Origin of the sequence: Streptomyces sp. NPDC088246 (assembly GCF_044741025.1) — a bacterium.
In the GTDB taxonomy this organism is placed as follows: domain Bacteria; phylum Actinomycetota; class Actinomycetes; order Streptomycetales; family Streptomycetaceae; genus Streptomyces.
On sequence record NZ_JBIURV010000017.1, the window covers coordinates 1 to 18,465 of the forward strand.

Annotated in this window: 16 protein-coding genes; 4 read left to right on the forward strand and 12 right to left on the reverse strand. The window is 71.4% G+C overall.

Annotated elements, in window-relative coordinates:
• Positions 1–405 precede the first annotated feature (405 nt).
• The gene (locus tag ACIPEK_RS23125; RefSeq protein WP_401999111.1) at positions 406–1,419 is read right to left on the reverse strand and encodes a GlxA family transcriptional regulator; all 1,014 of its coding nucleotides are present in this window, start codon (positions 1,417–1,419) and stop codon (positions 406–408) included.
• A 74-nt stretch (positions 1,420–1,493) separates the two neighbouring features.
• On the opposite strand from ACIPEK_RS23125, the gene ACIPEK_RS23130 reads away from it, so the two are divergent.
• Positions 1,494–2,078 (forward strand): cysteine hydrolase family protein, encoded by a 585-nt coding sequence (locus ACIPEK_RS23130; protein WP_383977930.1) that lies wholly within the window; start codon positions 1,494–1,496, stop codon positions 2,076–2,078.
• A gap of 3 nt (positions 2,079–2,081) precedes the next feature.
• Here the strand turns inward: ACIPEK_RS23130 and proC are convergent, their stop codons facing one another.
• From proC to ACIPEK_RS23160, 6 genes are all read right to left on the reverse strand, one after another.
• On the reverse strand, positions 2,082–2,891 hold the full coding sequence (gene proC, locus ACIPEK_RS23135; RefSeq protein WP_383067413.1) for a pyrroline-5-carboxylate reductase: 810 nt from the start codon (positions 2,889–2,891) through the stop codon (positions 2,082–2,084).
• Between the two features lie 92 nt (positions 2,892–2,983).
• On the reverse strand, positions 2,984–3,763 hold the full coding sequence (locus ACIPEK_RS23140) for an ABC transporter permease (RefSeq protein WP_401999116.1): 780 nt from the start codon (positions 3,761–3,763) through the stop codon (positions 2,984–2,986).
• Positions 3,760–4,527: an ABC transporter ATP-binding protein gene (locus ACIPEK_RS23145; protein WP_401999119.1), complete on the reverse strand. Its 768-nt coding sequence runs from the start codon at positions 4,525–4,527 to the stop codon at positions 3,760–3,762. The genes ACIPEK_RS23140 and ACIPEK_RS23145 overlap by 4 nt, the downstream gene beginning before the upstream one ends.
• Before the next feature lie 159 nt (positions 4,528–4,686).
• Positions 4,687–5,565, reverse strand: coding sequence for a class I SAM-dependent methyltransferase (locus ACIPEK_RS23150; RefSeq protein WP_401999122.1), 879 nt, complete (start codon positions 5,563–5,565; stop codon positions 4,687–4,689).
• Positions 5,566–5,650: 85 nt separating this feature from the next.
• Entirely contained in the window at positions 5,651–6,238 is a 588-nt protein-coding gene (locus ACIPEK_RS23155; RefSeq protein WP_401999125.1) for a hypothetical protein, read from the reverse strand.
• Between the two features lie 229 nt (positions 6,239–6,467).
• Positions 6,468–6,800, reverse strand: coding sequence for an SH3 domain-containing protein (locus tag ACIPEK_RS23160; RefSeq protein ID WP_401999128.1), 333 nt, complete (start codon positions 6,798–6,800; stop codon positions 6,468–6,470).
• A 123-nt stretch (positions 6,801–6,923) separates the two neighbouring features.
• Between ACIPEK_RS23160 and ACIPEK_RS23165 the strand changes: the two genes are divergently transcribed.
• Entirely contained in the window at positions 6,924–9,155 is a 2,232-nt protein-coding gene (locus ACIPEK_RS23165) for a serine/threonine-protein kinase (RefSeq protein ID WP_401999131.1), read from the forward strand.
• Positions 9,156–9,203: 48 nt separating this feature from the next.
• Here ACIPEK_RS23165 and ilvD read toward each other — a convergent pair whose 3' ends face one another.
• The 4 genes from ilvD to ACIPEK_RS23185 all read right to left on the reverse strand — a co-directional run bounded on the left by ilvD (position 9,204) and on the right by ACIPEK_RS23185 (position 13,837).
• On the reverse strand, positions 9,204–11,054 hold the full coding sequence (ilvD, locus tag ACIPEK_RS23170; RefSeq protein WP_401999134.1) for a dihydroxy-acid dehydratase: 1,851 nt from the start codon (positions 11,052–11,054) through the stop codon (positions 9,204–9,206).
• 267 nt (positions 11,055–11,321) lie between these two features.
• Complete coding sequence (locus ACIPEK_RS23175; protein ID WP_401999137.1) at positions 11,322–11,963, reverse strand: TetR family transcriptional regulator; 642 nt, start codon at positions 11,961–11,963, stop codon at positions 11,322–11,324.
• Positions 11,960–12,787 carry a sugar phosphate isomerase/epimerase gene (locus ACIPEK_RS23180; protein ID WP_351259788.1) on the reverse strand — a complete coding sequence of 276 codons (828 nt, stop codon included), beginning with the start codon at positions 12,785–12,787 and terminating at the stop codon, positions 11,960–11,962. The genes ACIPEK_RS23175 and ACIPEK_RS23180 overlap by 4 nt, the downstream gene beginning before the upstream one ends.
• Positions 12,788–12,880: 93 nt before the next feature.
• A complete protein-coding gene (locus tag ACIPEK_RS23185; RefSeq protein ID WP_401999140.1) occupies positions 12,881–13,837 on the reverse strand; it encodes a Ppx/GppA family phosphatase in 957 nt (318 codons plus the stop codon).
• A 40-nt stretch (positions 13,838–13,877) separates the two neighbouring features.
• On the opposite strand from ACIPEK_RS23185, the gene ACIPEK_RS23190 reads away from it, so the two are divergent.
• Positions 13,878–14,747 (forward strand): hypothetical protein, encoded by an 870-nt coding sequence (locus tag ACIPEK_RS23190; RefSeq protein WP_401999142.1) that lies wholly within the window; start codon positions 13,878–13,880, stop codon positions 14,745–14,747.
• A 186-nt stretch (positions 14,748–14,933) separates the two neighbouring features.
• Here ACIPEK_RS23190 and ACIPEK_RS23195 read toward each other — a convergent pair whose 3' ends face one another.
• A complete protein-coding gene (locus ACIPEK_RS23195; protein WP_401999145.1) occupies positions 14,934–16,841 on the reverse strand; it encodes a hypothetical protein in 1,908 nt (635 codons plus the stop codon).
• 210 nt (positions 16,842–17,051) lie between these two features.
• Here ACIPEK_RS23195 and radA point away from each other — a divergent pair, with 210 nt between their 5' ends.
• Positions 17,052–18,464: a DNA repair protein RadA gene (gene radA / locus ACIPEK_RS23200; protein ID WP_266360532.1), complete on the forward strand. Its 1,413-nt coding sequence runs from the start codon at positions 17,052–17,054 to the stop codon at positions 18,462–18,464.
• Position 18,465 lies beyond the last annotated feature (1 nt).

Here is an 18,465-nt window from a genome sequence, read left to right on the forward strand (position 1 = left end):
TCACCCTCTCGGGCTTTCCTCCGGGCTTTTCCCTTCGGTCTTGCGTTTCCGACTCTATCAGACTCTTTCGTGTCCGATTCCCGGTCGAAGCGGGGCCGCTTTCCAGTTCTTCGCTTTCGCGTTTCCCTTTCCGGCGAGTCCGACTCTATCAGATCCTTTCGGGCCTGATTCCCAGTCAGCGGGGTTTGTCTTCCCGGCTGTTGGGCCGTTCCGACGAGTGAGACTTTAGCGAATCCTGGGCCCCGACGCTAATCGGGGTCACGCTCCTTCGAACGCGGATTCTCCATTTCGCAAATGCGCACAGAAAGTCTGACGACAGATGTCGCTGACCAGATGTGGTTACTGCGGAATGGCTGCCCGGGGACCGACCGGAGTCGGTGCTCACGTCGGACAACTCGGAGAACACTACGGATGTGGGCGTGTCGTGTCAACCTCGGGCCTGCCCGGGTTCCGATGGAAGGCCAGACGGTAGTCGCGGGGGCTGGTGGAGAGGTGGGTGGCGAAGTGCTGGCGCATGGTGATCTCGCTGCCGAAGCCGGTGCGGCGGGCGACCTCGGGGAGGGGCAGGTCCGTCTGTTCCAGGAGCTTCTGGGCTGCGGCGACGCGTTGGGTGATCAGCCACCGGAGCGGGGTCGTGCCGGTGCTGGCCTGGAAGTGGCGGGCGAAGGAGCGGGGGGACATTCCGGCGTGCGCGGCGAGGTCAGCGACCGTGTGGGGTTCGGCCAGACGGGTCAGGGCGAAGGCCCGTACCGAGGCGAGGGTGTCGGCGTCGCGGTCGGTGTGGGGCGTGGGGTGCTCGATGAACTGGGCCTGGGTGCCGGTGCGGAAGGGGGCCGTGACCATCGAGCGGGCGATTGTCGCGGCCGTCTCCGCGCCGTGGGCCGTACGTACGAGATGGAGGCAGAGGTCGATGCCGGCCGCCGTGCCCGCTGACGTCCAGATGTTGTCGTCGTGGAGGAACAGGGCGTCCTGGACGACCGTCACGTGGGGGTGGTGGGTGCGCAGGAGGTCGGTGAGGTTCCAGTGGGTGACTGCCTGGCGGCCGTCGAGGAGGCCGGCCTGGGCGAGGGTGAAGGCTCCGCCGCAGAGGGCCGCGATGGGGATGGCCCGTGCATGGGCGCGGCGCAGCGCTTCGAGGACCGGTTCGGGGGCCGGTGTCAGGTGGTCGTCGAGTCCGGGGACGACGATCAGGTCGGCACGGTTGAGCCAGGCGAGGGTGCGGTCGGGGGTGAGGGAGAGGCCGCCGCGCAGGGGGATGGAGGCCGAGTCGGTGGCGGTGCGGCGCAGGTCGAAGGATGGGACGCCGCGGTCAGTACGGTCCACGCCCCAGACCTCCGTGATGACGGAGACATCGAATGCGCGGATGCCGGCGAAGGAGACGAGCGCGATGCGGGTGGGCGGGCGGCCGGTCGTGGACATGGTGGCAGTAAAGCATCGATCGATGACTTTTTGACCTCTGGGCCACAGGGGTGCAACGCGACAGCATCGTTCGTATGGAGATCGCAGAGAACGCAGCGCTGGTCGTGGTGGACGTACAGGAAGGTTTTGAGGAAGAGGCGTACTGGGGGGCGCGGAACAATCCCGGGGCCGATCGGAACATTGCGGGGCTGATCGATGCCTGGCAGGCGAGTGGACGGCCCGTGGTGTTCGTACGGCATGACTCGCCCAAGCCGGATTCGCCGTTGCGGGTGGGGCAGCCGGGGAATGACTTCAAGGGGTACGTGGAGGAGCGGCGCGGGAAGGGTGGTGGGCCCGAGCTGTTGCTGACGAAGAGCGTGAACTCCGCCTTCTACGGGACGCCCGATCTCGGGGCGTGGCTGGATCGGGGCGGGGTGCGGCAGATCGTGGTGGCCGGGATCCAGACCAATATGTGCGCGGAGACGACGGCGCGAATGGGCGGGAACCTCGGGTACGAGGTGTTCTTCGCGCTGGATGCGACGTACACCTTCGACGGGGTCGGGCCGTGGGGGTGGACGCTGGGGGCGGATGAGCTGGCGCGGGCCACCGCCGTGTCGTTGCACGGCGGTGGGTTCGCGAAGGTGGTGCGCAGTGCGGAGCTGATCGAGGCTGCCGGGTAGCCGTCAGCCATTGCCGGAGGCGAGTTCGCGGCTGCGGTCGCGGGCTGCTTCGAGGGCGGCGATGAGGGCGGCTCGTACGCCGTGGTTCTCCAGTTCGCGGATGGCGCTGATGGTGGTGCCGGCCGGACTGGTGACGGCTTCGCGGAGCTTGACCGGGTGTTCGCCGCTGTCGCGGAGCATCACGGCGGCGCCGATGGCGGCCTGGACGATCAGGTCGTGGGCCTGGGCGCGGGGCAGGCCGAGCAGGATGCCCGCGTCGGTCATCGCCTCGACCAGGAAGTAGAAGTACGCCGGGCCCGACCCGGAGAGGGCGGTGGCCGCGTCCTGCTGGGACTCGGGGACGCGCAGGGTCTTGCCGACGCCGCCGAAGATCGCCTCGGCGGCGGCGAGGTGTTCGGTGGTGGCGTGGCTGCCCGCGGAGATGACGGACATGCCCTCGTCGACGAGGACGGGGGTGTTCGGCATGACGCGTACGACCGGGGTGCTCGCGCTGAGGCGGTCCTCGATGAAGGCGGTTGTGATGCCTGCGGCGGCGCTGATGACCAGGCGGTCGGCGGTGACGTGCTCGGCGAGCTCGTCCAGGAGCCGGCCCATGTCCTGGGGCTTGACCGCGAGGATGAGGATGTCGGCGCGCTTGGCGGCCTCGGCGTTGGTGACGGAATCGACGCCGTAGCGGGTGTGGAGCTCCTCGGCACGCTCGGAGCGGCGGGTGGTGACCAGCAGGTTCGCCGGGCGCCAGCCTGCCCGGATCATGCCGCTGAGCAGGGCCTCGCCGATCTTGCCGGTGCCGAGGACTGCAACTGTCTGGGTCATGCGGTTCACCCTCCGGGCGGTGCTCGCGCTTCTCGGTGCGTCGTGCTGACGGTTCTCGGTGCTCGTGTCCGTCATCCTCGCACCGGGGCCGGTCAGGCGGTACGTCGGCGGAGCGTGGCCGCGCCGAGGGCGAGGACGAGCAGGGCGCAGCCAGCGACGACCAGGACGTCGCGGATGAAGTCGCCGGTGACGTCGGTGTGGTGGAGCACCTCGTTCATGCCGTCGACCGCGTACGACATGGGCAGGACGTTCGAGATGACTTCGAGGACGGGCGCCATCCGGTCGCGTGCGATGAACAGTCCGCAGAGCAGGAGCTGCGGGAAGATCACGGCCGGCATGAACTGGACGGCCTGGAACTCGGATGCGGCGAAGGCGGAGACGAAGAGGCCCAGTGCCGTGCCGAGCAGGGCGTCGAGCAAAGCGACCAGGAGCAGCAGCCACGGTGAGCCGGTGACGTCCAGGCCGAGCGCCCAGACCGAGAGTGCGGTGGCCAGGAGGGACTGGGCGATCGCGACGGCGCCGAAGGCCAGGGCGTAGCCGCCGATCAGGTCGCCCTTGCCGAGCGGCATGGCGAGAAGGCGTTCGAGGGTGCCCGAGGTGCGTTCGCGCAGGGTGGCGATCGAGGTCACCAGGAACATCGTGATCAGCGGGAAGATGCCGAGGAGCGAGGCACCGATGGCATCGAAGGTGCGGGGGCTGCCGTCGAACACGTACCGGAGCAGCGTGATCATCACGACCGGGATCAGGAGGAGCAGCGCGACGGTGCGGGGGTCGTGGGTCAGCTGGCGCAGGACGCGGGCGGCGGTGGCGAGCGTGCGGGCGGGGCTGAGGGGCGGTGCGGCCGGGTGGGGCTGCGGGTGCGGGGTGCTCATCGGACGGCCTCCTGACGGGTGGCAGCTTCGTCGACCAGGTGGAGGAACGCCTCTTCGACGGTGGCGGCGTGGGCGGCGGTGCGCAGCGCCTCGGGGGTGTCGTCGGCGAGGATCTCGCCCTCGCGCATGAGGAGCAGCCGGTGGCAGCGCTCGGCCTCGTCCATGACGTGGGAGGAGACGAGGAGTGTGGTGCCGCGGTCGGCGGCGAGGGCGTGGAAGAGGTTCCACAGGTCTCGGCGGAGTACCGGGTCCAGGCCGACGGTCGGTTCGTCGAGGACCAGGAGTTCGGGGGTGCCGAGCAGGGCCACGGCGAGGGAGACACGGGTGAGCTGGCCGCCGGAGAGGGTGCCGGCCAGCGCGTCGGCGTGGCTGGTCAGGTCGACCTCGGCGATCGCGCGGGTGACGGCGGCGCGGCGGGCGTCCCGGTGGCGGTGGCCCGGCTGGAGGATCGCCGCGAAGTAGTCGAGGTTCTGCCGGACGGTCAGGTCGGTGTAGACGGACGGGGCCTGGGTGACGTACCCGATGCGCGGGCGGAGGGTGGGGTGTCCGGCGGGGCTGCCGAGCACGTCGAGGGTGCCGGTGACCTTGGCCTGGGTGCCCACGACGGCACGCATCAGGGTGGATTTGCCGCAGCCGGAGGGCCCCAGGAGGCCGGTGATCCTGCCGGGTTCGACGGTGAAGTCGAGGTCGCGGAGGACGGTGCGGTTGCCTCGTACGACGGTGAGGCCGCGGGCCGCGATGGCGACGCCCGAAGAATTCATCATGTGATGAATTTTGATCCTGGCGGTGTCTGTCCGTCAAGAGCACGACCGGGCCGTCGCGCTGGACCTCGGCGGGCTGCACCACACCGACCACGCATGCTCCGCGGCCCTGGAGGGCTGGACCGCGGAGCGGGAGGCGCGCGAGGCCCTTCGGCGTGCGGATCAGGAGCGCGGTGGGGCCGGGGTCGGGCCCGGGCGGATCGCCACGCTCAGGTCGACCACGTAACTCTCCTCGACCGTGCCGTCCGGGAAGAGCTCCGCCAGCCGGCCGCGCTCCTCATCGAGGAATCGGTGCGTGGGTTCCTCACCGAGGACGAGGAAGGCGGAGTGGCTGCCGAGGTTGGCGAGATGGGTGCCGAGAGACACCCGTCGGGTCCAGGGCACCACGCGGTGCACGAAGCCGAGCTCGGACGGCAGGTCGCGGGAGCGGACGGGCGAGCCGTGGGCGCCCTCGTCGGCACCGAAGAAGCGGCGGAGGCGGGCGTCCTGCTCGGCGATCCACGGGACGGAGTGGTCGGAGACATTCCACCAGAGGGCGAGTGCGCCGCCGGGGCGCAGTACGCGCCGGGCCTCGGGGGTGGCGCGGTTCCGGTCGGTCCAGTGCCAGGACTGGGCATACGTGATCAGGTCGGCCGACGCGGTGGCGAAGGGGAGGCGGTTGCCGTCGCCACGCACGACCGGCACGTACGGGAGTGCCCGGTGCAGTTCTTCCGCCATGCCGGGGCCCGGTTCGACTGCGGTGACCCACGCGCCCCGGTCGTGGAGAAGTCGGGTGGAGATACCCGTGCCCGCGCCGACGTCGATGGTGCGGGCGCCACGCAGGGGGCGGCCGGACAGTTCCTCGACGGTGTCGAAGAGGGCGGGCGGGTAGCCGGGGCGGGCCGCGGCGTACTGGGCGGCTGCGCGGTCGAAGGAGAGGGCGCGGGGTGGCGCCGGGGAGGCGGGTGAGGATGTGCGTGCCCGGAAAACGGAGTCGGATTCGGAGTCGGATTCGGAGCCGGAGCCGGAGCCGGAGCCGGAGCCGGAGCCGGAAGGAAGCATGGGTCCATCGTGGCCCGCGCGGGGGCCTTGCGCCGGTGCTCGCGGGACCTGACCCGCGCTCGTGGGGCCCTGCGCTCGTGGGGCGCTACTGGCGCTTGGGTCGCTTTCCCTTGGTGGTCTTGCGGGCGGCCGGGTTTCCGGTGCGGGCCGAGCGGCGCTTCGCGTAGCGGGCCAGGGCCGTCTCGTACTCCGTGCGTCGCAGTTGCTCGCCCGGTGCCTCCTTGAACGTACGGAGGAAGTACGCGATCAGTGAGCCGACGAAGCCAATGGTCTTGAGACCGCGCAGATTGGCCTCGCGCGCCGGATCGGCCGGGCGGCGGCTGAAGCCTTCCCACGTCTTGCGGAAGGCGATGGCGCTGCAGATGGCGAACATCAGGACGACCAGGATGCCGACGAGGTTGCCGACGTCGGCGATCTCCAGTCCCTGGAAGGCGAAGCGGAGTACGAAGCAGGCGGCGACCGCGGCCGCGAGGGAGCCCACCGCCGCCCCGACGCGTCGCAGCCCGTAGCCCCCGTCGTGGTCGACCCAGGTCGTACCGAAGAAGAGCAGGGGCTCGGGCTGCGGGCCGGGCGTGGTGGAGCCGGGCGTGGAGCCGGGCGTGGAGCCGGGCGTGGAGCCGGGCGTGGAGCCGGGCGTGGAGCCGGGGCCGGGGGCTTCGCTGTTCTCGCTCACGAGGTCGATTATCCCCGGGCGGTCCCGGTCCCGATCGCCGTCCCCGTCACAGCCCCGATCGCCGTCCCGTCGCGGTCCCGGTCCTGGTCGCCGTCCCGGTCCCGGTCGCCGTCCCGGTCGCCGTCCCCGTTCACGTCCCGATCGCCGTCCCATCGCGGTCCCGGTCGCGGTCCGGGTCCCGGTCGCCGTCCCGTCGCGGTCCCGGTCGCCGTCCCGGCCCCGGTCGCGGTCAGTCGCAGCGCGGGGCGATGTAGCCGTCGCTGCCCGTGTGGACGTAGGCGTCCGCCACGAACTGGCCGTTGGCGATGTTGTCCCAGAGGTTCGAGGTGCCGTACGGGCCGGTGACCCGCTCCCCCGGCTTCTGGCAGTAGACCGGAACCTTCATTCCGTACGGAAGCGTCCTGACGATGCCGTACTGGGTGCCCGGTCCCGTGCGGACGTTGACCCGGTAGCCCGGTGCGATGGGGTACCTGGTGACGTCGTCGGTGCCGGCGAGCGCGGCCACGTGCTCGGCCGCGTCGGTGGTGCCGGTGGTGATGTCGGTGTGCTCTTCCATGGCCATGAGGCCCTCCCCCGTTGAGAGACGGTGTGTACGACGCGCAGGCTACAAGCCCCGACCGTTTCGCACGCACCATCGACTAGGCTCCGTGCGTCGCGCTTGCGGACGAACACACGGGGGTGGGCGATGCCGCCGCTGCGAGGTACCGGAGCCAATCCGGAAGCGGAGCATCCGGATTACGCCGGTCACTACCGCCTTGAGGCATGTCTCGGCGCGGGTGGCATGGGTGTCGTGCACCTGGCGCGCTCCACCTCGGGACTGCAGCTCGCCGTCAAGGTGGTACACCGGCACTATTCGGCCGACCCTGAGTTCAGGGCACGCTTCCGGCAGGAGGTCGGGGCGGCGAGGCGGGTCAGCGGGGCCTTCACGGCGCCGGTCGTCGATGCCGATCCGGACGCCGCACGGCCGTGGATGGCCACTCTGTACGTGCCCGGCCCCACGCTCTCCGACCAGGTGAAGCGGAACGGGCCGATGGCCCCCGCCGAACTGCGCAGACTGACGGCGGGACTTGCCGAGGCGCTTCGCGACATCCATCGGGCCGGAGTGATCCACCGCGACCTCAAGCCGAGCAATGTGCTGCTCTCCGACTCCGGGCCGAAGGTCATCGACTTCGGGATCTCCCGGCCGTACGACAGCGATCTGCGCACCGAGACGGGCAAGCTGATCGGCTCGCCGCCGTACATGGCGCCCGAGCAGTTCCAGCGGCCGCGCGAAGTCGGGCCCGCCGCGGACGTGTTCGCCCTGGGGGCCGTGCTCGTCCATGCGGCGACCGGCCGGGGGCCCTTCGACTCCGACAGCCCGTACATCGTGGCCTACCAGGTGGTGCACGACGAGGCCGATCTGGCGGGGGTGCCGACGGATCTGGCGCCGCTGATCGGCCAGTGCCTGGCGAAGGACCCTGCGGAGCGGCCCACTCCGGACGACATCATGGCGGCGCTGCGCCCTCCTTCGTACGACGCCGCCGCGTTCATACCGTCGCAACGGCGGCCGGGTGCTGTCGAAGCCCCGGCGGTGTCCGGGCCTGAGATCGCGACGGAGGCGGATGCGGATGCGGACACGCATGTAGGCGCGGGCGCGGCGGCGCGGGGCAGGAAGGCGACCGCGAGCGGTGGCGGCAAGCGGCGGTGGCTGGCGGCCGCTGCGGTGCTGCTCGTCATGGGTGCCGGTGGGGTGTGGGCCGCCGGGGTGGTGGGCGACTCAGGTGGCTCGGGCGGGTCGGAAGGCTCCGGTGGGTCGGGTGAGTCAGGCGGCACGAAGGGCTCGGCAGCGGCGTTCGCGCCGTGGCGGACGCCGCTGCCGGCCTCGGGCAGCTCCACGCCGGTCTGTTCCTCGACGGGCGGTGCCGGCGAAGAGGCGTCCGGCCCGTCCGCCGCGCTGTACTGCGCGGCGGACGGTATCGGCGCCGCGCGGTTGGACCCTGCGGACGGCCGGGTGCTGTGGTCCCGCCACGGCCCCGCCGGGGACACCCCGTCGGTCGGCGTGGTGTCGGTCTCCGGCGGTCTGGTGCACACGGCGGTGCCGGGCGGGAAGCTCCGGGCGTACGACCCCGCCAAGGGCGAACAGGTCTGGAAGGCGGACCTCTCCCCTTACCTCGGCGCCCCCTTCGCCGCGGGTGACACGCTGCTGCTGGTCAGTGAGGACGGCACGACCGAAGCGCTCGACTCCGCGACCGGCGTGTCCCTCTGGCGGCATCCGCTCACCGGGCACCAGCGGCCGGACTACGCGCTGTACGACGAAGGATCGGGGCTGGCCTACGCATTCGAGCACTCGGCCTACGGGTCGACCACGCTGGTCACGGCCGTCGATGCGGCAACGGGGCACGCGGCGTGGCAGCGGCGGCTGGACGGAATGCTCACCCCGGTGGGGACCTCGGACGGTGCGCTCGTCCTGACATCCATGAACGGGGACGCCCAGACCGTCGGGCTCGTCCGCTACGACCCGGAACGGGGGCGCGTCGCACGGGTGGCGCTGCCGTTCCGGATGAACGAACCGGAGGTCGTGGTGGGCGGGGACACCGCGTATCTGCTGGCACACGGCGGGAGCCTGGTCGCCGTCGACACGCGCCCGGCGGACGACGGAGCTGTTCGCTGGCAGCTGGAGACCGCTGCCGGACGGACGTCGGCGCCCGTTCTCGCCACCGGGAACCGGCTGTACTTCTCGGCGGCGGACGGGCGGCTGCTCGCCGTGGACACCGAGCGCGGAACGCTGCTGGGCCAGACGAGCCCCCGGCTCCGGGACGGGAAGCTCACGTACGCATCGGCGCTGCCCGCCCCTGTCGCCGCCGGCCGGACCGTCTTCGGTACCGCGCCCGACGGGTCCGTGTTCGCCGTCGACGGACAGGACCCCGCTCACTGGTGAGAGCGGGGTCCGGCGGCAGCGTTCGCGGCTGCCTCGGTCAGCCTTTGTTCAGCCGAGCCTGGACACGTCCCGCACCGCGCCCCGGTCCGCGCTCGTCGCCATCGCCGCGTACGCGCGCAGCGCCGCGCTGACCTTGCGGTCGCGGTCCTTCGGCGCGTACACGCCGTTCAGCGCCTCGCGGCGGGCGGTCAGCTCGGCCTCGGGAACGAGGAGCTCGATCGAGCGGTTGGGGATGTCGATCCTGATCCGGTCGCCGTCCTCGACCAGCGCGATCGTGCCGCCCGACGCCGCCTCCGGCGATGCGTGGCCGATCGACAGGCCCGACGTGCCGCCGGAGAAGCGACCGTCGGTGACGAGCGCACAGCTCTTGCCGAGGCCGCGGCCCTTCAGGAAGGAGGTGGGGTAGAGCATCTCCTGCATGCCGGGGCCGCCGCGCGGACCCTCGTAACGGATGACGACGACGTCGCCCTCCTTGATCTCCTTGCGGAGGATCTTGTCGACGGCCTCGTCCTGCGACTCGCAGACGACCGCCGGGCCCTCGAAGGTCCAGATCGACTCGTCGACGCCCGCCGTCTTCACGACGCAGCCGTCCTCGGCGAGATTCCCCTTGAGGACCGCGAGGCCGCCATCCTTGGAGTACGCGTGCTCCAGGTCGCGGATGCAGCCGCCCGCCGCGTCCAGGTCGAGGGTGTCCCAGCGTTCGGACTGCGAGAAGGCCGTCGCGGAACGCACACATCCGGGGGCCGCGTGCCAGAGCTCGACGGCCACGGGGGACGGGGAGCCACCTCGGACATCCCAGTTCTTCAGCCACTCGCCGAGGGTGGCGGAGTGCACCGAGTGCACGTCCTCGTTGAGCAGACCGCCGCGGTAGAGCTCGCCGAGGATGGCCGGGACGCCGCCCGCCCGGTGGACGTCCTCCATGTAGTAGGTGCCGCCGGGGGCCACGTTGGGCGCAACCTTCGACAGGCAGGGGACGCGGCGCGAGACCTCGTTGATGTCATCGAGGTCGTAGGCGAGTTCGGCCTCCTGCGCTGCGGCGAGGAGGTGCAGGATCGTGTTGGTGGAGCCGCCCATGGCGATGTCCAGCGCCATCGCGTTGTCGAACGCGGCGCGGGTGCCGATGGAGCGCGGCAGGACCGTCGCGTCGTCCTGCTCGTAGTAGCGCTTGGTGATCTCTACGACCGTGCGGCCGGCGTCCTCGTACAGTGCCTTGCGGGCGGTGTGTGTGGCGAGGACGGAGCCATTGCCGGGGAGGGAGAGGCCGAGGACCTCGGTCAGGCAGTTCATCGAGTTGGCGGTGAACATGCCGGAACAGCTGCCACAGGTGGGACAGGCGTTCTCCTCGATACGGAGGATGTCCTCGTCCGAGACGTTCTCGTTGACGGCGTCGCTGATCGCGTTGATCAGGTCGAGCTTGCGGACCGTGCCGTCGACGAGGGTGGCCTGGCCGGCCTCCATCGGGCCGCCGGAGACGAAGACCGTCGGAATGTTCATGCGCATCGCGGCCATCAGCATGCCGGGCGTGATCTTGTCGCAGTTGGAGATGCAGATCAGCGCGTCCGCGCAGTGCGCCTCGACCATGTACTCGACGGAGTCGGCGATCAGGTCGCGGGAGGGGAGCGAGTAGAGCATCCCGGCGTGGCCCATCGCGATGCCGTCGTCGACGGCGATGGTGTTGAACTCGCGGGGGACGGCGCCTGCGGCCCGGATGGCGTCGGAGACGATCCTGCCCACCGGGGCGAGGTGGGTGTGGCCGGGGACGAATTCGGTGAAGGAGTTGGCGACAGCGATGATCGGCTTGCCGATGTCCTCGCTCGCTACGCCCGAGGCCCGCATAAGGGCGCGGGCGCCCGCCATGTTGCGGCCGTGGGTGACAGTGCGGGACCTCAGCTGGGGCATCGTCTCTCGCTCCTTCGACAGAAAAGACTGCTTCCGAGCCTACGCCTCCGGCTCCAAGATCTGGACGCGGTGTCCGGTATGCGGGATGGGGTGCTCGGTGGCTGGGCGAGGGGATTGGGGGTGCGGTGGGGGGGCACGGCGAGTGGGCCGCCGTGCGGGGCCGGCCCCTGCCCGTCCCTTCCCGCAACCGGGACTCCGTCCCGGGCCCCGCTCCTCCAGTGCCGGAGGGGCTGGATACAGCTGGGGGTGGCCGACGAGGCTGAGGTGTCAGGGTTGCGTCAGGTAGCGCTGCAGTGTCGGTGCCACCATCTCGATGATCTTCTCCGGCGGCGCCGAAGCAAGTGGTTCCGCCCGGATGACGTAGCGCAGCATCGCGATCCCGAGCATGTGCGAGGCAGCCAGTTCCGCGCGGAACGTCGCGTCCGGTACCTCCAGTGCCTCTGCGATGCGTTCCAGGAGGCGGCGCAGGACGAAGCCGCGGAGGACCTTCGCCGCCGCCTCGTGCGTCAGTGCGGACCGCATGATCGCCAGCAGGGGCGCCCTGGACGCCGGGTTCTCCCATACGGCGATGAAGTAGCGGGCCAGCCGCTCCCCCAAGCCGTCCGTGCCGCTGCCGAGGATGGCCGGGATCACCAGGGCCGGCTCGAAGGAGAGCTCGATGGCGGCCGCGAAGACCTCGTCCTTCGTACCGAAGTAGTGGTGGACGAGGGCGGAGTCGACGCCTGCCGCCTTGGCGATGCCCCGGATCGACGTCTTGTCGTAGCCGCGCTCCGCGAACTCGGTGCGAGCCGCCTCCAGGATGCGGGTGCGGGCGTCGGGGCCGGTGGTCCCGTCCGTACGGGAGGGGCGGCCGCGGCGCTTGGGGGCGGGACCGGTGGGACCAGTGGGATCAGTGTGGCCACCGGTCATGGGCGCGGCGCCTCGGCCGAGGACGACGCCAGGTGGAGCCGGGTGAAGGCCAGCGCCTCCGCCAGGTCGGCTTCGCGTTCGGCGGTGGACATGGCGCGGCGGGTGTTGACCTCGATGACGACATGGCCGTCGAAGCCGGTGCGGGCCAGGTGTTCCAGGAGTTCGGCGCAGGGCTGGTCGCCGCGGCCGGGCACCAGGTGCTCGTCCTTGTTGGAGCCCTTGCCGTCGGCGAGATGGATGTGGGCGAGCCGGTCGCCCATCCGGTCGACCATCGCCATGCCGTCCGTGCGGGCCGTCGCGGTGTGCGACAGGTCCACGGTGAAGTGGCGGTAGTCGTCGTTGGTGACGTCCCAGTCGGGGGCGTACGCCAGCATCTCGCGGTCCCGGTAGCGCCAGGGGTACATGTTCTCGACGGCGAACCGCACATCGGTCTCGTCCGCCATGCGCCAGATCCCGGTGACGAAATCGCGCGCGTAGTTGCGCTGCCAACGGAACGGCGGGTGGACGACGACCGTCGTCGCCCCGAGTTTCTCAGCGGCGGCACGGGCCCGCTGGAGCTTCACCCACGGATCGGTGGACCAGACGCGCTGTGTGATCAGCAGACAGGGCGCGTGGACTGCCAGGATCGGCACCTGGTGGTAGTCCGAGAGCCGTCGCAGCGCCTCGATGTCCTGGCTGACGGGGTCGGTCCACACCATGATCTCGACACCGTCGTAACCAAGACGCGCGGCGATCTCGAAGGCCGTCGCCGTCGACTCCGGGTAGACGGAAGCCGTCGACAGGGCGACCTTCGCATCCGGGATGCGCACCACTGGTTCTGCCACTGGGACAGCCTACGGGCAGTGTGACGCCGCACCGAGAGACCCGGGCGGAAAGTGAGGAGGGCCATGGCGGGCTTCCGGCCGCCACGGCGGTGCTCAGCTCGGCGCGGCCTGCTCCGTGGGCTCCGTCGGCATGTGGTCCAGACGGCGCAGGATGACGCCCTCGCGCAGCGCCCAGGGGCAGATCTCCAGCTCTTCGACCCCGAACAGATCCATGGCCCCCTCCGCCACCAGCGCCCCGGCCAGCAGCTGCGCGGCCCGGCCCTCGGAGACCCCGGGCAGGGTGCCGCGCTGCTCGACCGTCATCGCGGCCAGCTTCGGCACCCACTCCTCCAGCGCCTTGCGGGTGAGGGCGCGCTGCACGTACAGGCCGTCGGTGGAACGTGCGGCACCCGCGATCCTGGCGAGCTGCTTGAACGTCTTGGAGGTGCCGACGACATGATCCGGGCGCCCGAGGCGGGTGAACACCCCGACGCTCCGGGCGATCCTGGCCCGCACATGGCGGCGCAGCGCCTTCACCTCCGCCGGGTCCGGCGGATCGCCCGGCAGCCACCCGGCGGTGAGCCGGCCGGCCCCGAGCGGCAGCGACACCGCGGCGTCCGGCTCCTCGTCCATGCCGTACGCGATCTCCAGCGAGCCGCCACCGATGTCCAGGACCAGCAGCCGCCCCGCCGACCAGCCGAACCAGCGGCGCGCGGCGAGGAAGGTCAGCCGGGCCTCCTCGGCACCGCTGAGGACGGCGAGGTCGATGCCCGTCTCGTCCCGCACCCGGGCCATCACCTGGTCGGCGTTGCTCGCCTCCCGTACCGCGGACGTGGCGAACGGCAGAACGTCCTCGCACCCCTTGTCCTCGGCGGCCTGGAGCGCATCCGTGATCGTCGCCACCAGCCGGTCCACACCGACGGGGCCGATCGCCCCGTCCCCGTCGAGAAGTTCGGCCAGGCGCAGCTCCGCCTTGTGCGAGTGCGCGGGCAGCGGGCGGGCGCCGGGGTGCGCGTCCACCACCAGCAGATGCACCGTGTTCGAACCCACGTCGAGGACTCCGAGTCTCATACCAGGAACGCTACCGGGACCGCGGACTTACTCTTGGCGCGTGCCAAAGACGAAAAAGGCGAAGCCGGGCAAAATCACGAAGAAACAGAAAACGAAGCAGGAGATGCAGCAACAGGAAGTGAACGGGCCGAACCGGTCCGAAGACGAGACGGGGATCGACTTCGCACGTGCCTGGGTCGAGTTCCCGGACCCCGCGGACGACGAACAGGTCTTCCGCTGCGACCTGACCTGGCTGACGTCCAGGTGGACCTGCATCTTCGGCAGTGGCTGCCAGGGCATCCAGGCGGGCCGCGCGGACGACGGATGCTGCACGCTCGGCGCGCACTTCTCGGACGAGGACGACGAGAAGCGGGTGGCGAGCCATGTCGAACGGCTGACCCCTGATCTGTGGCAGTTCCACGATGTCGGTACGGAGACGGGCTGGGTCGAGGTCGACGACGACGGGGAACGCCAGACGCGGCGCTGGAAGGGTTCGTGCATCTTCCAGAACCGTCCCGGGTTCGCGGGCGGCGCGGGCTGCTCGCTGCACATCCTGGCGCTGCGGGAGGGCAAGGAGCCCCTGGAGACCAAGCCGGACGTCTGCTGGCAGCTGCCGGTCCGGCGTACGTACGACTGGATCGACCGGCCCGACGACACGCGTGTGCTCCAGGTCTCGATCGGCGAGTACGACCGCAGGGGCTGGGGTCCGGGCGGCCACGATCTGCACTGGTGGTGCACATCGGCGACCTCGGCGCACGGGGCCGGGGAGCCGGTGTACGTGTCGTACCGCCCGGAACTCATCGAGCTGATGGGCAAGAAGGGGTACGACCGGCTGGTCGAGCTGTGCGAGGAGCGCCTGTCCTCGCTGCTGCCGATGGCGCCGCACCCGGCGGATCCGGTCGATCCGGTCGATCCGGTCGATCCGTCGTGACGGCGTGACGGCGTGACGGCGTGACGGCGTGACGGCGTGACGGCGTGACGGCGTGACGGCGTGACGGCGTGACGGCGTGACGGCGTGACGGCTGAGGCGTAGCAACTGGGGCGTGCGGCTGAGGTGCCTTCCGGTGGCTCGGCCGGTCACGTCGCACGGACTGCCGCAGCCCCCGGACGGACTGTTTCAGCCCGTCGGTGTGGTGGTGCCCGTACCCGGGTCGGTCGGGGTCGTGGAGCCGGACGGTTCCGGGGACGGCGTCGGATCGGTCGGGGACGGGTCCGACGGTGATGGCGTGGGGTCGGTCGGCTGTGTGGGATCCGGCGAGGACGGGGGCGGATCCGACGGTACGGACGGGCCCGAGGGGGTGGAGGGGCCGGTCGTACCCGAGTGGCCGGGGCCGCCGGGTGACGGTGCCGTCGCCCCGGACCCCCGGATCGCCACGACCGAACCGGAAGGGGCGAGGGCGATGCGTGCGCTCCAGGGACCGGCGGGTTGCCGCAGGTGGTCCACGAGGACGCGGATCGTGATGCTCGCGCCTGCGGCGAGCGTGCCCGAGGAGCTGCTGAGGCGCAGCCAGGACGCATCCGCGCGGGCCGACCAGGCGACGGGTGCGCCGCCCGAGGCGGTCAGGCGGATGAGTGTCGTGCCGCCGGACGAGCGGGCCTCGACGGTGAGCCCGCCGATGCCGCCCCGCACCGGACCCGAGCTGATCACCTCGGCCGAGACGTCCGGGGTGTGGCCGTCCTTGAAGCGGGCGCCGGGCTGGGGACGGGCATTGCCCGCGTTCTCGTAATGGCCGTCCGGGGTGCCGTCGAGGTCGTGGCGGACGTCCGTCTCGGTCGCGGTGACCGAGGAGCCGTCGTGGCCCTCGCCGGTCTGCGGCGCGCCGCGGTAGGCCGTCCACAGCGCGATCACCGGGGCGGCGACGACCGTCGCCACCACCGTCGTCGTCACGACCCTGGCCCGCAGCCGGTCCCGGCGAGCGGCGTGGTCCTTCGGGTCCATGGGGAAGCCCGCCCGGTCGAAACGCGGGCCGGCGGACCGGTTCCGCCGGGCGTGGACCATCGCGACGTATGCGGAGGGCCGTGGCGCCTCGACGACCGGCAGCGCGGCGGCCGGGGTGACGGCCGCGCCCGGCCAGGGGCCCTCGGCGCCGGCCCGCTCGGCCGCCCGGCGGCAACGGGGGCAGTCGTCGACATGACGGACGAGTTCGCGGCGCAGGGTCGCGGAGAGCAGGACGCGGCGGTCGCCGGTGAGCCGTGCGACGGTGGGGCAGGTGCCGCTCTCGACGACGGCGAGGGCTGCGCGGGTGCGTTCCACCTCGCAGGCCGCGGCGGCCAGGAGCTCGCGGGCGGTCGCCGGTTCGAGGCCCAGGACGGAGGCGACGGCACGCGGGGCGAGGCGGTGGCGCACGGCGAGTTCGAGCGCTTCGCGCTGTTCGGGGGTGGTGCCGGCGGCCTCCGGCCAGGCCAGCTGAGCGAGTTCACGGCGGTGCGCCTCGGCGGCGGCTTCGGATTCGGGGGCGTTGCCCGCCAGGGCGCCCCCCGGCCTGAACGGGGCGGCCTCAGTGGCCTTCGCGACAACGGCCGGGGACGTACGGCGGCCCGCGCGCGCCCCCTGGGTGGCCGCCCCGCCCGGCTGCTTGCCCGGAGGTCCTCCTCCCGCCCGCTTCGCCTCGCGCTGTGTCTCCTGCTGGGCAGATCGTCTTCCCGACAGCTTCCCGGCATTGTGGCGGTGCGCCTGACGGCCCTGTTTCTGCTCGGCGAGCTTGCGCAGACACGTCCATCTGGCCAGCGCATACAGCCAGGATTTACGTTCCTCCTCACCCGCCGGGCACCGGCCGTCCTGCCGTTCCGCGATCGCGAGCACACCGCCGAGCGCCTCGGTGGCGGCATCGTGGTCGCAGAGCACGGAGAGGCAGTAGGTGAACAGGCCGTCGAGATGCGGCTCGTAACGTGCAGGCGGCCGCCGCGGCGAAGGCTGCGTCGAGGAGTGGGGCGCACGGCGCCGCGCCCGGTGTGCGCCGGTGATGTGCGTGGGGGGCTCCAGCCTGCTGCTCGTCACCTGGCGACCGTAGGCAGCACAGAGCATGCCTTTAGCGCCCCTTCGGCACTTTTAATCCTTACGGGTGAACGTATCGCTCAAAAGGGGACAGGGATCCCTGGTACAGGGGACGGAATCCCTGTTTTCGCCGGAGCGCCGGGCCGATCCGGGGGCCACCGGCGGGCGCGCGCCCGCGCCGGGCGGCGTCGGCGGACTGCGCCCGGCGGCATTGTCGGACCGCACCTATACGGTTGCGCCATGGCTGCCCGTACGAAATCCGCGAAGGACCGGCCGTCCTACCGCTGCACCGAATGCGGCTGGACGACCGCCAAATGGCTCGGCCGCTGCCCCGAATGCCAGGCATGGGGGACGGTCGAGGAGTTCGGTGGCGCCCCCGCCGTGCGGACCACTGCGGCCGGCCGGGTCAGCACCGCCGCGCTCCCCATCGGCCAGGTCGACAGCCGGCAGGCCACCGCCCGGTCGACCGGCGTCGGCGAGCTGGACCGGGTGCTCGGCGGCGGTCTCGTGCCGGGTGCCGTCGTGCTGCTCGCGGGCGAGCCGGGCGTCGGGAAGTCGACGCTGCTGCTGGACGTGGCCGCGAAGGCGGCGAGCGACGACCACCGCACGCTCTATGTCACCGCCGAGGAGTCCGCGAGCCAGGTCCGCCTGCGCGCCGACCGGATCCGGGCGATCAACGACCATCTGTATCTCGCCGCGGAGACCGACCTGTCCGCGGTCCTCGGCCATCTGGACGCCGTCAAGCCGTCGCTTCTCATCCTCGACTCCGTACAGACGGTCGCCTCGCCCGAGATCGACGGGGCGCCCGGCGGCATGGCACAGGTCCGGGAGGTCGCCGGTGCCCTCATCCGGGCCTCCAAGGAACGCGGTATGTCCACGCTGCTGGTCGGCCATGTCACCAAGGACGGGGCGATCGCCGGGCCGCGGCTGCTGGAGCATCTCGTCGATGTGGTGCTGTCCTTCGAGGGCGACCGCCATGCCCGCCTGAGGCTGGTACGGGGCGTCAAGAACAGGTACGGCGCGACCGACGAGGTCGGCTGTTTCGAGCTGCACGACGAGGGCATCACCGGCCTCGCCGACCCGTCCGGGCTGTTCCTCACCCGCCGCGACGAACCCGTGCCCGGCACCTGCCTGACCGTCACCCTGGAGGGCAAGCGACCGCTCGTCGCCGAGGTGCAGGCGCTGACGGTCGATTCCCAGATCCCTTCCCCCCGGCGCACCACCTCGGGTCTGGAGACGTCCCGGGTATCGATGATGCTGGCCGTCCTGGAGCAGCGCGGCCGGATCAGCTCGCTCGGCAAGCGGGACATCTACAGCGCGACGGTCGGCGGCGTGAAGCTCTCCGAGCCCGCCGCGGACCTCGCGGTCGCGCTGGCGCTGGCCAGTGCCGCGAGTGACACACCACTCCCCAAGAACCTGGTGGCGATCGGCGAAGTAGGTCTCGCGGGCGAGGTCAGAAGGGTTACGGGAGTCCAGCGCAGGCTGGCCGAGGCATACCGTCTGGGCTTCACGCACGCGCTGGTTCCGACCGACCCGGGGAAGGTCCCGGCCGGTATGAAGGTCACAGAAGTCGCCAACATGGGTGATGCACTGAGAGTGCTCCCGCGCCGGTCTCACGCACAGGCCCCACAGGAGGAGAACGCGCGCCGGTAGA

Bases quoted from the DNA above. Each gene is read 5' to 3' on its own strand.
- ACIPEK_RS23125 (WP_401999111.1), bottom strand. From the start codon at position 1,419: ATGTCCACGACCGGCCGCCCGCCCACCCGCATCGCGCTCGTCTCCTTC.
- ACIPEK_RS23130 (WP_383977930.1), top strand. From the start codon at position 1,494: ATGGAGATCGCAGAGAACGCAGCGCTGGTCGTGGTGGACGTACAGGAA.
- proC (WP_383067413.1), bottom strand. From the start codon at position 2,891: ATGACCCAGACAGTTGCAGTCCTCGGCACCGGCAAGATCGGCGAGGCC.
- ACIPEK_RS23140 (WP_401999116.1), bottom strand. From the start codon at position 3,763: ATGAGCACCCCGCACCCGCAGCCCCACCCGGCCGCACCGCCCCTCAGC.
- ACIPEK_RS23145 (WP_401999119.1), bottom strand. From the start codon at position 4,527: ATGATGAATTCTTCGGGCGTCGCCATCGCGGCCCGCGGCCTCACCGTC.
- ACIPEK_RS23150 (WP_401999122.1), bottom strand. From the start codon at position 5,565: ATGCTTCCTTCCGGCTCCGGCTCCGGCTCCGGCTCCGGCTCCGGCTCC.
- ACIPEK_RS23160 (WP_401999128.1), bottom strand. From the start codon at position 6,800: ATGGCCATGGAAGAGCACACCGACATCACCACCGGCACCACCGACGCG.
- ACIPEK_RS23165 (WP_401999131.1), top strand. From the start codon at position 6,924: ATGCCGCCGCTGCGAGGTACCGGAGCCAATCCGGAAGCGGAGCATCCG.
- ilvD (WP_401999134.1), bottom strand. From the start codon at position 11,054: ATGCCCCAGCTGAGGTCCCGCACTGTCACCCACGGCCGCAACATGGCG.
- ACIPEK_RS23175 (WP_401999137.1), bottom strand. From the start codon at position 11,963: ATGACCGGTGGCCACACTGATCCCACTGGTCCCACCGGTCCCGCCCCC.
- ACIPEK_RS23185 (WP_401999140.1), bottom strand. From the start codon at position 13,837: ATGAGACTCGGAGTCCTCGACGTGGGTTCGAACACGGTGCATCTGCTG.
- ACIPEK_RS23195 (WP_401999145.1), bottom strand. From the start codon at position 16,841: ATGCTCTGTGCTGCCTACGGTCGCCAGGTGACGAGCAGCAGGCTGGAG.
- radA (WP_266360532.1), top strand. From the start codon at position 17,052: ATGGCTGCCCGTACGAAATCCGCGAAGGACCGGCCGTCCTACCGCTGC.